This window comes from Gaetbulibacter sp. NE, from assembly GCF_025548475.1.
Classification (GTDB): Bacteria; Bacteroidota; Bacteroidia; order Flavobacteriales; family Flavobacteriaceae; genus Gaetbulibacter_B; species Gaetbulibacter_B jejuensis.
The window spans coordinates 56,059-72,730 of the sequence record NZ_JAOQHY010000009.1; the positions used below are offsets into that span (position 1 = coordinate 56,059).

Annotated in this window: 10 protein-coding genes; all 10 read right to left on the bottom strand. The window is 35.6% G+C overall.

The features are described 5' to 3' along the window. Positions 1-11 precede the first annotated feature (11 nt). Positions 12-986, bottom strand: coding sequence for an N-acetyl-gamma-glutamyl-phosphate reductase (argC, locus tag OD803_RS11315; RefSeq protein ID WP_262733487.1), 975 nt, complete (start codon positions 984-986; stop codon positions 12-14). Next, a complete protein-coding gene (locus tag OD803_RS11320; RefSeq protein WP_262733488.1) occupies positions 983-2,170 on the bottom strand; it encodes an argininosuccinate synthase in 1,188 nt (395 codons plus the stop codon). Before OD803_RS11320 ends, argC begins: the two co-directional genes overlap by 4 nt. Further along, entirely contained in the window at positions 2,163-2,786 is a 624-nt protein-coding gene (locus tag OD803_RS11325) for a GNAT family N-acetyltransferase (RefSeq protein ID WP_262733489.1), read from the bottom strand. Before OD803_RS11325 ends, OD803_RS11320 begins: the two co-directional genes overlap by 8 nt. Before the next feature lie 460 nt (positions 2,787-3,246). Continuing rightward, positions 3,247-4,512: a threonine ammonia-lyase IlvA gene (ilvA, locus tag OD803_RS11330; RefSeq protein WP_262733490.1), complete on the bottom strand. Its 1,266-nt coding sequence runs from the start codon at positions 4,510-4,512 to the stop codon at positions 3,247-3,249. 8 nt (positions 4,513-4,520) lie between these two features. Then, positions 4,521-6,023, bottom strand: coding sequence for a ketol-acid reductoisomerase (ilvC, locus tag OD803_RS11335; RefSeq protein ID WP_262733491.1), 1,503 nt, complete (start codon positions 6,021-6,023; stop codon positions 4,521-4,523). Between the two features lie 10 nt (positions 6,024-6,033). Continuing rightward, a complete protein-coding gene (ilvN, locus tag OD803_RS11340) occupies positions 6,034-6,564 on the bottom strand; it encodes an acetolactate synthase small subunit (RefSeq protein ID WP_262733492.1) in 531 nt (176 codons plus the stop codon). A 2-nt stretch (positions 6,565-6,566) separates the two neighbouring features. Further along, on the bottom strand, positions 6,567-8,303 hold the full coding sequence (gene ilvB / locus OD803_RS11345; RefSeq protein ID WP_262733493.1) for a biosynthetic-type acetolactate synthase large subunit: 1,737 nt from the start codon (positions 8,301-8,303) through the stop codon (positions 6,567-6,569). 11 nt (positions 8,304-8,314) lie between these two features. Then, the gene (ilvD, locus tag OD803_RS11350) at positions 8,315-10,000 is read right to left on the bottom strand and encodes a dihydroxy-acid dehydratase (RefSeq protein WP_262733494.1); all 1,686 of its coding nucleotides are present in this window, start codon (positions 9,998-10,000) and stop codon (positions 8,315-8,317) included. 352 nt (positions 10,001-10,352) lie between these two features. Then, positions 10,353-11,819: a glutamate synthase subunit beta gene (locus tag OD803_RS11355; RefSeq protein WP_262733495.1), complete on the bottom strand. Its 1,467-nt coding sequence runs from the start codon at positions 11,817-11,819 to the stop codon at positions 10,353-10,355. A 3-nt stretch (positions 11,820-11,822) separates the two neighbouring features. After that, entirely contained in the window at positions 11,823-16,316 is a 4,494-nt protein-coding gene (gene gltB / locus OD803_RS11360) for a glutamate synthase large subunit (RefSeq protein ID WP_262733496.1), read from the bottom strand. Positions 16,317-16,672: the final 356 nt, after the last annotated feature.

The following is a 16,672-nucleotide window of genomic DNA, read 5'->3' on the forward strand; positions in this document are numbered from 1 at the left end:
ATGACGTCGTTTTAAAAATAACTCGCCTTTAATTTTAAACCAGCTGTTTCTTCAAACCCAAACATTAAATTCATGTTTTGAACGGCTTGTCCTGACGCGCCTTTTAGTAAATTATCAATAATGCTTGTAACCAATAATTTATCTTCGTGTTTATGTAAATGAAGTATGCAATTATTGGTATTGACAACTTGTTTTAAATGAATATCTTCATTTGAAATCAAAGTGAATTTTGCGTCTTTATAATAGTTACTAAACAGTTGTTTGGCATCTTCTAAACCACCTTCAAATTTTGTGTAAAGCGTTGCGAAAATTCCTCTTGAAAAATCACCACGATTTGGCATAAAGTTGATCTGTGCATTGAAATTATCTTGTAACAGTTTCACCGACTGATTAATTTCACCTAAATGCTGATGTGTAAAAGGTTTGTAATATGAAAAATTGTTGTCACGCCAAGTAAAATGCGTAGTCGCAGATAATGATGTTCCTGCACCAGTTGCACCTGTAACTGCATTTACATGTACACCTTCGATTAATGATTTTGCATTTGCTAAAGGCAATAATGCTAATTGAATTGCAGTTGCAAAACAACCAGGATTTGCAATATAATCCGCTTGTTTTATGTCTGATTTATTTAATTCAGGTAGACCGTAAACGAATGATTTTCCATTGAAAATCTTATCTTTTTCAAGCCTAAAATCATTACTTAAATCTATAATTTTGGTTTCAGCTGAAAATTCATTTTTACTTAAAAATGCTTTAGAATTTCCGTGACCTAAACATAAAAAAACAACATCAACTTGTGGATTGATTTTATTAGAAAATTCTAAATATTCACCAATTAAATCTTGATGTACTTTACCAATAGTATTACCTGCATTGGATGTGCTGTACACAAAATCTATATTCACTTCAGGATGATTGATTAAAATTCTAATCAACTCACCTGCTGTGTATCCTGCGCCACCAATTATTCCTGCTTTAATCATAACTCTTGATTTACTTGTTGATAGATTTTGTTTTGATTACCGAAAATTTTAATGAATCCTTTAGCGTCTTCAGCAGTCCAACCTTTGTTTTCTTCACCGTAACTTCCAAACTTCGCACTCATTAAATCATGTTTTGAAGTAATGCCATCTAATGTGAAATGGTAAGGTTTTAAAGTCACCACAACATCACCAGAAACTTTATCTTGACTACTTTTTAAAAAGGCTTCCATATTTCGCATTACAGGATCTAAATATTGACCTTCGTGCAAATGCATTCCGTAGAAATTAGACAGATTATCTTTATGCTGTAATTGCCATTTGGTTAATACATGTTTTTCTAGTAAATGGTGTGCTTTGATGATTATTAGAGCAGCAGCAGCTTCAAAACCTACACGACCTTTTATACCGACAATGGTGTCGCCAACGTGAATATCGCGACCAATTGCATAGGCAGACGCTAACGTATTTAAGACTTCAATATTGACTTCTGGATTGTTTTCGATTCCGTTTACTGCAGTCAATTCACCTTTTAAAAAGGTTAACGAGACTTTTTCTGGATCTGAATGTTTTAATTGCGATGGATATGCCTCGCTTGGTAAAGGTTTATCAGAAGTTAAGGTTTCTGATCCGCCAACACTTGTTCCCCAAAGTCCTTTATTTATTGAGTATTTAGCTTTTTCCCAAGACATGTCAATACCATTTTCTTTTAGATAATCGATTTCTTCTTGTCTGGTTAATTTTTGATCTCTAATTGGTGTAATAATTTCAATTTCTGGTGCTAAAGTTTGAAAAATCATATCAAAACGCACTTGATCATTTCCTGCGCCAGTACTACCATGCGCAATATATTTAGCATCTATACTTTTAGCATATTTAATAATTTCGATTGCTTGGATAATACGCTCTGCACTTACCGATAATGGATACGTATTATTTTTAAGAACGTTGCCAAAAATTAAATACTTAATTACTTTATTATAGTAAGACGCAATAGCATCTATATTTTTGTAAGTAGCTACACCCATTTTATAGGCGTTTGCTTCTATTTTGTTAATTTCTTCTTTTGTAAATCCGCCTGTATTTACACTTACCGCATGCACATCGTAACCCGCTTTTGATAGGCTAACTGCGCAATACGATGTATCTAATCCGCCACTATATGCGATGACTAATTTTTTACTCATTTTGCTTTTCTTTTTTTAGAAATCTGGTTTGTTTAATGCTTTTTAATCGCGTCCAGACTTTTTTGTCGAATTTATGATTGCTTGTTTTTTCCTCTTTTAAAGGATCGTATAACATACCTGTGCACAAACACATTTTTTGTTCTGTACGTTGTAAAACATCATAATTTTTACAGGTTTGACAGCCATTCCAAAAGGTTTGATCGTCCGTTAATTCCGAAAACGTTACAGGTTTATAACCTAATTCGCTATTCATTTTCATAACAGCTAAACCTGTTGTGATACTAAACACTTTTGCGTTTGGGAATTTGGTACGCGAATGCTCAAAAATTTTCTTTTTGATTTGTTTAGCCAAACCTATATTTCTGAAATCTGGATGAACAATTAGTCCAGAATTTGCTACAAATTTTCCGTGACTCCATTGTTCTATGTAGCAAAAACCAGCAAATTTATCGCCATCTAATGCGATAACAGCATTACCATTTTCCATTTTGGTAATGATATATTCTGGCTTTCGTTTTGCAATACCTGTACCTCTTACTTTTGCAGCTTCGGCAATGGTTTCGCAAATAATTTCGGCATAAACGCTATGCGATTTGTTAGCAATAACAATTTCCATAATACAGACCGTGATTACGGTTATATTTATTAATAATTCTAGTTTTTTGTTTTTTTGAGATTCCTTTTATCAGGAATTATTTTTTTGAAAGAGGAACTGGACACACCTAAAGTTCCGAAAAATTAGACATACCCTTACGGGCGACGTGGAAAACGTCGGCGTACTAAAACATGGTTATTAAGAGTAATAACTTGATGTTTTAAAAATGATATCTGTAAAGGGTTGTTCAATGTGGTAAAAAAATAAAAATGTGTAACTAATTTGCTTGATTTTGAGCATTAGCGACGTCGCTCGCGAAGTGTAGAGCGTGTGGGTTGGATTTCCCTATTTCTATTTTTTGTTAAATTCATAGTGCTAAACTATAAATAAATTAAATACGACGGTTTAAAAATTGTTGATTTTAATCAAATTTTATGATTTTGTCAAAATAAGCACTTATAACTGCTTAAAGTTTAAAAAATTAGACTAAAAACTGAAATAAATCAGGTTTATTATTGAGATAGTCACCATAAAAATTTCTGTTTTTCATTTTAGTGATTAATGGTTCTAAATCTTCTTGAGATTTTAGCTCAATACCAACAACTGCTGAACCAGTATCGCGATTGGATTTTTTTGTGTACTCAAAATGCGCAATATCATCGTTTGGGCCTAAAATATCTACCACAAATTCTTTTAAAGCTCCAGCACGTTGTGGGAATTTCACAATAAAATAGTGCTTCAAATTTGAATACAACAATGCACGCTCTTTTATTTCGGCAGTACGTGTTATATCATTATTGCTACCACTTATTACACAAACAACATTTTTTCCTTTGATATCTTCAGCAAACACATCTAAAGCTGCAATACTCAACGCGCCAGCAGGCTCAACTACAATAGCCTCTTTATTGTAAAGCTCTAAAATAGTCTGACAAATTTTCCCTTCAGGAATGGTAATCATATCGTCTAAATTCTGCTTGCAAATGTCAAAAGTTTTATCACCTACCTTTTTTACTGCAGCGCCATCTACAAAGTTTTCAATGTGTTCGAGTTCTGTATTCTCATCGTTTTTAATTGATGTTGACATTGATGGTGCGCCAGTTGGTTCAACACCTATAATCTTTGTGTTTGGGGACAATTGCTTAAAAATAGTTGACAAACCAGAGGCTAATCCACCACCACCAACTGGTACAAAAACATAATCTATAGGTTTTGGTGCTTGGTTAAACAATTCCCAACCTACGGTTGCTTGTCCTTCAATAACTTTTTCATCGTTAAATGGATGAATAAAAGCCTTGCCTGTTTCTTGTTGCTCGCACATAGCAGCATAGTAAGAATCATCAAACGTATCACCTTCTAAAACGACATTAATATAGTCTTCGCCAAACATTTTTACCTGTTCTATTTTTTGGTTTGGTGTTGGTGAAGGCATATAAATTGTACCGTGAATTTTAAGTAATTTGCAAGATAAAGCCACACCTTGCGCATGATTTCCTGCACTGGCACAAACCACACCATTTTTCACTTCACTTTGAGACAATGAAGCCATTTTATTGTAAGCACCACGAATTTTATACGAACGTACCATTTGCAAATCTTCACGCTTAAACAAGATGTTGCTACCGTACAGTTTTGAATAGTATAAATTTGAGGTTAATGGTGTTTGATTTACTACCGATTTCAATTTATCGGCAGCAGCAATTACCGCTTCTAATGTTGGAAAATATGTGGTTTGTGTATCTTTCATTTGTTGTATTAAGATAAAACAGCTTCGGCTTTTACATCTTCGGTTTTTATCACTTTCATGGCTGTCATTGCTGTACGTAAACGTTTACCTACAGTTTCGATAGAGTGACTTCTTATAGCTTCATTTACTTTTATCAATTCAATATTATCAACATCATTTTTAGTTGCAAATGGTTTCCCGACAACATCGGTTGAAACGGTTTTCATGAAATCTACCAACAATGGTTTTGCTGCATGATCGAATAAATAGCAACCATATTCGGCAGTATCTGAAATCACACGATTCATTTCGTATAACTTTTTACGAGCAATGGTATTTGCGATTAATGGTAACTCATGAAGCGATTCGTAATACGCAGAATCTTCAATAATTCCAGCACTTACCATTGTTTCGTAAGCTAATTCAACACCTGCTTTTACAAACGCAACCAATAATGTTCCGTGGTCAAAATACTCTTGTTCTGAAATAGTTTCAGACGTTAAAGGTGTTTTTTCAAAAGCTGTTTCACCTGTAGCTTCACGCCACGTTAAAAGGTTAATATCATCATTTGCCCAATCTTCCATCATGGTTTTAGAAAAATGACCAGAAATGATGTCGTCCATATGCTTTTGGAACAATGGTGCCATTATCACTTTCAATTCTTCCGAAAGTTTAAACGCTTCAATTTTTGCTGGGTTAGACAATCTATCCATCATATTGGTAATACCACCATGTTTTAAAGCTTCGGTAATAGTTTCCCAACCATATTGAATCAATTTTGCCGCATATTCTGGCTCGATACCTTCTTCAACCATTTTATCGAAACACAAAATTGAACCTGTTTGTAACACACCACACAAGATGGTTTGCTCACCCATAAGATCAGACTTTACTTCAGCAACAAAAGAAGACTCTAAAACACCTGCACGATCGCCACCTGTTGCCACTGCATAGGCTTTTGCTTGTGCCAATCCTTTTCCTTGCGGATCATTTTCTGGATGTACTGCAATAAGCGTTGGCACACCAAAACCACGTTTATATTCCTCACGAACTTCGGTTCCAGGGCATTTTGGCGCTACCATAATTACGGTTAAATCTTCACGAACTTGCGTACCTTCTTCAACAATATTAAATCCGTGCGAGTAGCTTAAGGTCGCTCCTTTTTTCATTAAAGGCATGACAGCGTTCACCACATTGGTATGTTGTTTATCTGGTGTGAGGTTAAGTACTAAATCGGCTGTTGGAATTAACTCTTCGTATGTTCCAACGTTGAAACCATTATCGGTTGCTTGTACATACGATTGGCGCTTTTCGGCAATGGCTTGCGGTCTTAAAGCATAAGAAATATCCAATCCGGAATCTCTCATATTTAAGCCTTGGTTAAGTCCTTGTGCACCGCAACCAACGATTACGATTTTCTTTCCTAATAAAACTTCAACGCCATCTTCAAATTCTGACGCTTCCATAAATCTACATTTTCCTAATTGTGCTAACTGTTCTCTTAATGATAATGTGTTAAAATAATTTGACATGGTGTGTGTTTTAGTTTTTGAATGCTAGTAGCATTTCTGATATTTTCATTTCGTCTTTGGTCACAGCAATACGTCCTGATCGTACAAATTGCATAATACCAAAGGGCTTTAATTTTTGATGTAATTCGTCTAACTCTTGTCGCCTTCCTGATTTTTCAAGGACAAAGAATTTCTTGTTTACAGTAACAATATTAGCGTTACTGTCTTTAATGATATTTTGAATTTGACGTTCGTCAAACAACAAATCTGATTTTATTTTGAACAAGCAAGATTCTTGATGAATGGTTTCATCATCTGTATGATAAAACGCTTTAATGACTTCAACTTGCTTTTCTATTTGACCGATGATTTTCTTGATTTGTTCTTCGGTAACTTTTACAACAATTGTCCAACGCGATACGCCTTTTATTTCGGAAATAGAAGACACAATACTTTCAATATTGATATGACGACGCTGAAAAATTGCCGAAATTCGATTTAACAATCCAATATTATTTTCGGTGTAAATAGATACAGTATATATTTGGTTTTCTTGACTCATAATTAACTTAATCTTACATCTGAAACCGAAGCTCCAGTTGGTATCATTGGAAATACGTTATCTTCTTTTTCTACGCAAACTTCTAGGAAGTAAGCCGAATCACTTGCTATCATTTCTTTAACGGCATCAGCTAATTCTTCTCGTTTTGTGACACGTTTAGAATCTATATGATACCCTTTTGCAATCTGAACAAAATCTGGATTAACCAATTCGGTTGATGCGTAACGCCTATCAAAAAACAGTTGTTGCCATTGACGAACCATTCCCAAGAAATCGTTATTTAAAACCACTATTTTCACAGGAACACGCGTTTGAAAAATAGTGCCTAATTCTTGAATTGTCATTTGGTAGCCTCCATCTCCAATTATAGCCACAACTTCACGATTTGGCGCAGCCATTTTAGCACCAATTGCAGCTGGTAATGCAAATCCCATTGTGCCCAAGCCACCAGATGTAATGTTGCTTTTAGAAACTTTAAAATCAGCATAACGACAAGCAATCATTTGGTGCTGACCAACGTCGCTAACAATAGCTGCTTCGCCTTTGGTTTCGGTATTGATTTGCTTTAAAACTTCACCCATTGTTAAGCCTTCTTTGGTTGGATGCAAATCGTTTTTTATGACTTTTTCAAATTCTACATCATATAGCTTTTTGAACTCATTGTGCCAATTATCATGTGATTTTGCTTCTAAAAGTGGCAACAAAGCCGCTAAACTTGTTTTGGCATCACCTAAAACAGCAATGTCTGTCTTTACGTTTTTGTCAACTTCAGCAGGATCAATTTCAAAATGAATGACTTTAGCTTGTTTTGCATAAGTTGCTAAATTTCCTGTAACTCGATCATCGAAACGCATGCCAATTGCGATAAGCACATCGCACTCGTTGGTTAATTTATTTGGCGCATAATTACCATGCATACCAACCATGCCAATGTTTAAAGGATGTGATGTTGCAATTGCGGAAGCACCTAAAATAGTCCAAGCCGAAGGGATTCCTGCTTTTTCAATCACTGCTTTTAATTCTTCTTCAGCTTCACCCAAAATAACGCCTTGTCCCCAAACAATCATTGGTTTTTTCGCACTATTGATTAAGTCAGCAGCAGCTTTTACTTGTTCTGGTTGTGTTTCTGGAACAGGTTTATAACTACGAATTGCTTCGCAAGTTTTATATTCAAAATCGAATTCTTCAAATTGTGCATCTTTAGTAATATCGATTAACACAGGTCCAGGTCTTCCACTTTTAGCAATGTAAAATGCTTTTGCTAATACTTCTGGAATTTCAGATGCTTTTGTGATTTGATGATTCCATTTGGTTACAGGTGTAGAAATGCCAATAATATCAGTTTCCTGAAACGCATCACTACCTAATAAATGTGATGCGACTTGACCTGTAATACAAACCATAGGTGTAGAATCTATTTGCGCATCAGCAATACCTGTAATTAGATTGGTAGCTCCAGGACCAGACGTAGCCATTGCTACACCAACTTTTCCCGAAATGCGTGCAAAACCTTGAGCCGCATGTGTTGCTCCTTGCTCATGACGTGTTAGTACATGATGTAGTTTATCTTGATACTTATATAATTCGTCATAAATTGGCATAATTGCGCCACCTGGATAACCGTAGACCGTTTCGACGCCTTCTGCTAATAAACAACGCACCACAGCTTCACTTCCAGAAATGCGCGTTGATGTTACCACTTGTTTTTCGTCTTTTGTGATTGTTTGAGTATTCTCCATAGTCTACGTATTTAAAACTCATCTGTTACGCAACCTTGCGCAGCAGATGATACTGTTCTTGCATATTTGTAAAGTACACCTCTATCAAACTTTAATTTTGGTGCTACCCATTTTTCTCTTCGTTTTGCTAATTCTTCTTCAGAAATTTCAATGTTTATCGAATTGTTTACAGCATCAATAGCAATGATGTCTCCATTTTCTACTAAAGCAATATTTCCACCTACTTGAGCTTCTGGTGAAACGTGACCAACAACAAAACCATGAGAGCCACCTGAAAATCTTCCATCAGTTATTAATGCGATATCTTTTCCTAAACCAGCTCCCATTATCGACGATGTTGGCTTGAGCATTTCTGGCATTCCAGGTGCTCCTTTAGGACCTTCGTAACGAATAATAACCACATCTCCTTTTTTAACCTTTCCAGATTTTATTCCTTCGTTAACCTCTTTTTCGCTATTAAAAACATTAGCAACACCTTTAAAAAACAAGCCTTCTTTACCTGTTATTTTTGCAACAGCACCTTCTGTAGCTAGATTTCCGAAAAGAATACGAATGTGCCCTGAATCTTTGATTGGCTTATCTAATGTTTTTATGATGTCTTGTCCTTCAATAAGGTTTGGTACGTTTTCTAAATTTTCTGCGATTGTTTTTCCTGTAACGGTTAGGCAATCTTTATGAAGCATGTTATTATCTAACATGTACTTTAAAACTCCAGGAATACCACCAACGCTGTGTAAATCTTCCATAGCATATTTTCCACTAGGTTTTAAATCTGCTAATAATGGCGTGGTGTCACTTATTCTTTTAAAATCATTCAAAGTAAATTCAACTTTTGCAGCCTTTGCAATGGCCAAAAAGTGTAAAACAGCATTTGTTGATCCACCTAAAACAGTCACCAATCTGAAAGCATTTTCTAAAGATTCTTTGGTAACAATGTCTGAAGGCTTAATATCTTTCTCTAAAAGCAATCGCATAGCTTCACCTGCTTTAACACTTTCTTCTTCTTTAATATTACCACTACTTACTGCAGGGTTTGAAGAATTAAAAGGCAACGACATCCCTAAAGCTTCAATAGCAGAAGCCATTGTATTTGCTGTGTACATACCACCACAAGCACCAGCGCCAGGACAAGCTTTATGCACTACTTCTTTATATTCTGTTTCATCTATTGTTCCTGCAACTTTTTGTCCGTAAGCCTCAAAAGCCGAAATGATATCTAGTTTTTTTCCTTCATGACAGCCTGAAGCAATGGTTCCGCCATAAACCAAAATAGAAGGTCTGTTTAAGCGCAACATTGCCATAAGTGCTCCTGGCATATTTTTATCACAGCCAACTACAGTTACTAATCCGTCGTAGCTCATAGCTTCAACAACAGTTTCCATAGAATCTGCGATAAGATCTCTTGATGGTAATGAAAATCGCATTCCAGGTGTTCCATTTGAAATACCATCGCTAACACCAATGGTGTTAAAAATCAAACCTACTAAATCAGCCTTTTCAGTCCCTTTTTTTGCGTAAGTGGCCAATTTGTTGAGATGCATGTTACAAGGATTACCTTCATAACCTGTACTTGCAATACCTACAAATGGTTTTTGTAAATCATCATCATTTAAACCAATGGCATGCAACATGGCTTGTGCTGCAGGTAATGTTGGATCTTGTGTTACGGTTTTACTGTATTTATTTAGTTTACTCATTATATTTATTAATCTTCTAACCTTTTGGTTGTTCTAAAGTAATTTTTTGCAATGTTCTTTTTTTTTCATTGTAATATCCTCATCTAAACTCAATACTTTTAACAGTCATTTAAAAAACTGTAAATCAATATTTTAAATCAAAATGATTATGATGTTCAAAATTTGAATTTGATGCATAAAAAAATGCCTTCCGAAAAGAGGAAGGCATTTTTTATAAAACATTATAACAATACCATTCCTCATCGATGTGAAATAATCACAACGATAATAATAGAAATGATATTAATAATTTGTCTGTTCATTTTTGTCTTATCAAATATGACACGTTTATTTTAAAAAAGCAAATTCTGTCTTAAATTCTAGGTAAATCACCATCGCCTTTAAGTGGTAAATCTGATTTTCCCATAAGATATTTATCTACATGATGCGCTGCTTGTCTTCCTTCGGAAATCGCCCAAACTATTAACGACTGACCACGACGCATATCACCAGCTACAAACACATTATTCACATTAGTTTGATAGCTGGTTTCTGGTGCTTTTATATTAGTTCGCATATCGGTTTCTAGCCCAAACTGTTCTACCAAAGTTGTTTCAGAACCTGTAAAACCTAACGCTAAAAGTACCATATCGCAATCCCAATGTTTTTCACTATTAGGAACCTCTCGTAATTGAGGTCTTTGCCCTGGAGTTTTCACCCATTCTACCTCACAAGTCACCAAACCTGTTAAGTTTCCATCGATATCTTTTTTAAATGCTTTTGTTGAAATACTAAACACGCGCTCAACACCTTCTTTATGTGAGGTACTTGTTCGTAAACGCATAGGCCAAAAAGGCCAAGGTTGAGCTTCTGGACGATCGATAGTTGGCTTACTTAATATTTCAAAATTAGTTACACTAACTGCGCCATGACGATTACTTGTTCCTATACAATCACTTCCTGTGTCACCACCACCAATAACGATGACGCGCTTTCCTTTTGCAGAAATTTCAGTTTCATCAAAATTTTCACCGCTAACACGTTTGTTATTCTGTTTTAAAAACTCCATGGCTTGATAAACGCCTTTTGCATCAGCTCCTTCGATTGGCAAACCACGACGAACCGTTGCGCCACCACATAGCACGACAGCATCATGTTCTTTTTTTAATGCACTTGCATCAACATTTACACCAACGTGCGCATTGGTTTCAAAAAGAATACCTTCTTCTTTCATAACCTCAACACGACGGTCAATAATATTTTTTTCCAATTTAAAATCTGGAATTCCATAGCGCAGTAAGCCTCCCACTTTTGCATCACGCTCATAAACCGTTACTGAATGACCAGCACGATTAAGCTGTTGCGCTGCTGCTAAACCTGCGGGTCCTGAACCGATAACCGCAACTTTTTTTCCTGTTCTAGATTTTGGTGGTTTTGCTGTAATCCATCCATTTTTAAAGGCTTCTTCAACAATGTTTTTTTCAATATTTTCAATAGCTACTGGATCTTCGTTAATTCCAAGCACACAAGCTTCTTCGCAAGGTGCTGGACACAAACGCCCTGTAAACTCCGGAAAGTTATTGGTTGCATGTAAAATTTCGGCAGCTTCTTTCCATTTTCCGTTATAAACCTTATCGTTAAAATCTGGTATTAAATTCCCTAAAGGACAACCACTATGACAGAAAGGGATACCACAATCCATACAGCGAGCGCCTTGATTTTCCACTCGACTTTTTGCCATTTTAACAGCAAACTCCTCATAATTTTTTAAACGCTCTTCTACAGGTTTGTAATCTTCAACCTCTCTTTTATACTCTAAAAATCCTGTTACTTTTCCCATGATTTATTGCGTTACTAATTTTTCTTGTTCTAATTTGATTAATGCCTGACGATATTCCTCTGGAAGTACTTTTAAGAATTTAGGCAAGTAGTTTTCCCATTGTTCCAAAATGCGTTGCGCTAACGGACTTAACGATGCATTGTAGTGGTTTTCAATCAATTCTTTTAACTGTTTGATGTCTTCTGCATTTGTAACTGGATCGATATTTAATCCTTCGTCATTACATCTACTTTCAAAAGTTTTGTTTTCGTCTAAAATATAAGCGATTCCACCACTCATTCCAGCGCCAAAATTCCTTCCAACTTCACCTAAAATCACAGCAACTCCACCTGTCATATACTCACAACCATGGTCGCCAATACCTTCAACAACCGCTTGCGCTCCAGAATTTCTAACACAGAAACGCTCTCCTGCTTTTCCATTGATATAAACCTCACCAGAAGTCGCACCATACAAGGTTACGTTTCCTGTAATAATGTTATCCTCAGGAACAATGGTTGAGTCTTCAGGAACACGAACAACCAATTTAGCCCCTGACAATCCTTTACCCATATAATCGTTGGTATTTCCATTGACAATCATGGTCAATCCTTTGGTTGCAAAAGCTCCAAAACTTTGTCCTGCTGAACCTGTAAAATTTAGGTTCAACGTATTTTCAGGCAAGCCTTGAGCACCATAAATCTTGGACACTTCGTTACTTATTATTGCACCAACAGCACGATTTACATTTCGGATATTGAAATCTAAATATGTTTTCTCCTTACGGAATAACGCTGGATGCGATTTCTCAATAATTTTAAAATCTAAATGCTTTTCTAAATCATGATCTTGCGTTGTTGTATTATATAGTTTTGTTCCTGGTTTTGCAGGTACTTGATGAAGAATTGGTGTTAAATCTAAACCTTTAGCTTTGTAATGCTCGATAGCTTTTGTTCGACTTAATTTTTGCACTTGACCAACCATTTCATCAACGGTTCTAAAACCAAGTTTTGCCATGATTTGACGTAATTCTTCAGCAATGAAATACATGTAATTCACAACGTGCTCTGGTTTTCCTTTGAACTTTTTACGAAGCTCTGGATTTTGCGTTGCTATTCCGACAGGACATGTATTAAGATGACACACTCGCATCATGATGCAACCCGAAGCTACCAAAGGTGCTGTTGCAAAACCGAATTCTTCAGCTCCTAACAAACACGCTACGGCAACATCTCGTCCTGTTTTTAATTGTCCGTCGCATTCTAAAACCACACGATTTCTTAAATCGTTCATTACCAACGTTTGTTGCGCTTCAGCAATTCCTAATTCCCAAGGTAAACCTGCATGTTTTAAAGATGTTAGTGGTGATGCTCCTGTTCCGCCATCAAAACCAGAAATTAAAACAACATCTGCTTTAGCCTTTACAACACCAGCAGCAACTGTTCCTACTCCAACTTCTGACACTAATTTCACATTAACACGTGCTTCTCTATTAGCAGATTTCAAATCGTAAATAAGTTGCGATAAATCTTCAATAGAATAAATATCGTGATGTGGTGGTGGTGAAATCAATCCTACATAAGGTGTGGAATTTCTTGTTTTGGCAATTGCCGGATTTACTTTTGGTCCTGGCAATTGTCCGCCTTCACCTGGTTTTGCGCCTTGCGCTATTTTAATTTGTATTTCGTTGGCATTGGTTAAATAGTTAGAAGTCACGCCAAAACGACCTGAAGCCACTTGCTTTATTGCACTGTTTTTCCAGTCGCCAGCAGCATCTTTATAAAAGCGTGTTTCATCTTCGCCACCTTCTCCAGAGTTACTTTTACCACCAATACGATTCATTGCAATGGCTAAATTTTCATGAGCTTCTTTACTAATAGAACCATAAGACATAGCTCCTGTTTTAAAACGTTTCACGATTTCTGTCCAAGGCTCAACTTCTTCAATAGGAATTGGATCGTAATTTGTAAACTCAAATAACCCACGAATAGTCATTAATGCTTTGGATTGATTGTTTACCAACTCTGAATATTCTTTATAGGTTGTTGGATTATTTTCTCTAACTGCTTGTTGTAATTTTGCAACCGATAACGGATTAAACATGTGCTTTTCGCCATTACGTCTCCAACGGTATTCGCCACCAATTTGCAAGTCTAAATCGCCAGCAATATCCTGCGTTTCAAAAGCCACTTGATAGCGCTTGTAGATTTCCTTTTCAAGCTCCATAAGTCCAACGCCTTCAATTCGTGTTGGTGTATTAGGAAAATATTTATTTACGACATTTGAGTTGATTCCGATACATTCAAACAGTTGCGCACCTCGATAAGAATTTAATGTTGAAATCCCTATTTTGTTCATCACCTTTAAAATACCTTGACCAACGGCTTTGTTGTAATTTTGAATTGCTTCTTCAAGCTCTAAATTTAAATCTGGTAAATGACTTTCGATAATTTCATTTACCATATACGGATTGATTGCGCTAGCTCCAAACCCAAACAATAGTGCAAAATGATGCACTTCGCGAGGTTCGGCAGACTCAATTATCAAACTTACTTTTGAGCGTTTACCCAAACCATACAAACCATGGTTTACATAAGAACAAGCCAATAAAGCTGGAATTGGCGCTTTTCCTTGAGTGACATTTCTATCAGAAAGCACAATAATACTCACACCATTATCTATAGCTTTTGATGCTTGTTGCACCAACCTTTCAAGTGATTTTTCTAGACCATTTGCACGTTCATTCACATCATAAAGCATTGAAATAACCTCAACACTATAATCTTCTTTGCCTTTGTAATTAATGAGTTTATCTAAATCTTGTTTTGAAATAACCGGATTTTGAATTTTTAATTTTCGGCAGTGCTTTTCGTTAATATCAAACAGATTGTAATCGCTACCCAGAGTTAAACTGATATCTGTAATCATTTCTTCTCGAATACCATCTAAAGGCGGATTGGTAACCTGTGCAAACAACTGCTTAAAATAATTATAGATTAACTGCGGACGCTCTGACAACACTGCAACTGGCGTATCAGAACCCATTGAACCAATTGGCTCTTTTGCTTTGGATGCCATTGGCAGAATAATGGTATTTACATCTTCTTGCGTGTATCCAAATATATGCTGGCGCGTGTTTAGTTCAATCTCGTTATGCGTGATTTCGTAATCACTATACTTTATATCTTTTAGTCTGGTTAAATTTTCATCCAACCATTTACGATAAGGATACTTACTAACGATTTTATTTTTGATTTCTTCGTCATTTACAATACGACCTTCGTTCATATCAACCAAAAACATTTTCCCTGGTTCTAAACGTCCGTGATATTCAACATTTTCAGGCTTTATATCCATAACTCCGGTTTCAGAAGACATAATCACGTAACCTGATTTTGTAACCGTATATCTCGATGGTCGCAATCCGTTTCTATCTAAAACCGCACCTATATAATTTCCATCCGTAAACGGAATAGACGCAGGACCATCCCAAGGCTCCATAAGGCAAGAGTTGAATTCATAGAAGGCTTTTTTCTCGTCAGACATGTCCTTGTATTTTTCCCAAGCTTCTGGCACCAACATCATCATAACTTCAGGAAGCGAACGACCAGTCATTAATAACAATTCTACAACCATATCCATTTGAGCAGAATCTGACTTCCCATTTAAAACCGTTGGAAATATCTTTTTTATATCTGGTCCAAACCAATCGCTTTGCATAAGTTCTTCACGAGAAAACATGCGAGACACATTACCACGACGTGTGTTGATTTCACCATTGTGACACATATAACGGAACGGTTGTGCTAAATCCCAAGTAGGAAATGTATTGGTTGAAAATCGTTGATGCACCAAAGCCAGTTTAGCATCTAATAACGGATTCATTAAATCCTTATAATACAAACTGATGTCTTCGGGTTTTAGAAGTCCTTTATATATAATCGTTTTTGTAGATAAGCTTGGAAAGTAGAAATATGACGCTTGTGATAGTTTTGACCCATAAATATCATGCTCTGCAATTTTACGCGCAGCGAAAAGTTTTAAGTTGAACTCAAACTCGGTTTGTTCCTCGCTTGCCTTACCAACAAATACTTGTTTTATAGAAGGCTCTGCAGTTGCAGCAACTTGCCCTAAAACCGAACTATCTACAGGCACATTTCTCCAGCCCAAAATTTTAAGCCCCTGATTATTTATAGCATCCTCGAAAACATTAATACAATATTGCATTTGGTTTTCCTTTTTTGGTAAAAACATATTACCAACAGCATAACTGCCTAACTCCGGAAGATTAAAATCACAGCTTTCCTTAAAAAACACATGAGGCACATCAATTAAAATACCTGCACCATCTCCTGTTTTACCATCGGCATTTACAGCTCCTCGATGTTCAAGTTTAACAAGAATTTCTAATGCTTTGTGAATAATATCATTAGAGCGATTTCCTGTTAAACTACAAATAAATCCTGCTCCACAATTATCGTGTTCAAACTCTGGTAAATATAGTCCTTGTTTTTCCATAATAACCTACTACTTTTTGCTAATTTTAAACTTAGGACTTACTAATATATAAGGTATTTTACCATAAATAATAACACTCTCTTTATTATTACGACATCCTTATTTTAAAGGTTTTATAATTAGAATCTCTCAAAAAACCACCTCTTAAAATACAAAATTCGCAATGGTTATTTTTCAATAAAAAAATCATTTTAATGAAAATCAATCAATCAAAATAAATTTTACATGCGATATTTTCATCTTTTTTTGAATAAAATTAAATTTTTATCAAAAAACACATTTTCAAATCCTTAAAAAAATCAATATAAATTATTTAACCCTAATTTTTTTAGGGTATAATTTAATTATATAATAAA

Bases quoted from the DNA above. Each gene is read 5' to 3' on its own strand.
- OD803_RS11325 (WP_262733489.1), bottom strand. From the start codon at position 2,786: ATGGAAATTGTTATTGCTAACAAATCGCATAGCGTTTATGCCGAAATT.
- ilvN (WP_262733492.1), bottom strand. From the start codon at position 6,564: ATGAGTCAAGAAAACCAAATATATACTGTATCTATTTACACCGAAAAT.
- ilvD (WP_262733494.1), bottom strand. From the start codon at position 10,000: ATGAGTAAACTAAATAAATACAGTAAAACCGTAACACAAGATCCAACA.
- ilvA (WP_262733490.1), bottom strand. From the start codon at position 4,512: ATGAAAGATACACAAACCACATATTTTCCAACATTAGAAGCGGTAATT.
- OD803_RS11355 (WP_262733495.1), bottom strand. From the start codon at position 11,819: ATGGGAAAAGTAACAGGATTTTTAGAGTATAAAAGAGAGGTTGAAGAT.
- argC (WP_262733487.1), bottom strand. From the start codon at position 986: ATGATTAAAGCAGGAATAATTGGTGGCGCAGGATACACAGCAGGTGAG.
- ilvC (WP_262733491.1), bottom strand. From the start codon at position 6,023: ATGTCAAATTATTTTAACACATTATCATTAAGAGAACAGTTAGCACAA.
- OD803_RS11320 (WP_262733488.1), bottom strand. From the start codon at position 2,170: ATGAGTAAAAAATTAGTCATCGCATATAGTGGCGGATTAGATACATCG.
- ilvB (WP_262733493.1), bottom strand. From the start codon at position 8,303: ATGGAGAATACTCAAACAATCACAAAAGACGAAAAACAAGTGGTAACA.
- gltB (WP_262733496.1), bottom strand. From the start codon at position 16,316: ATGGAAAAACAAGGACTATATTTACCAGAGTTTGAACACGATAATTGT.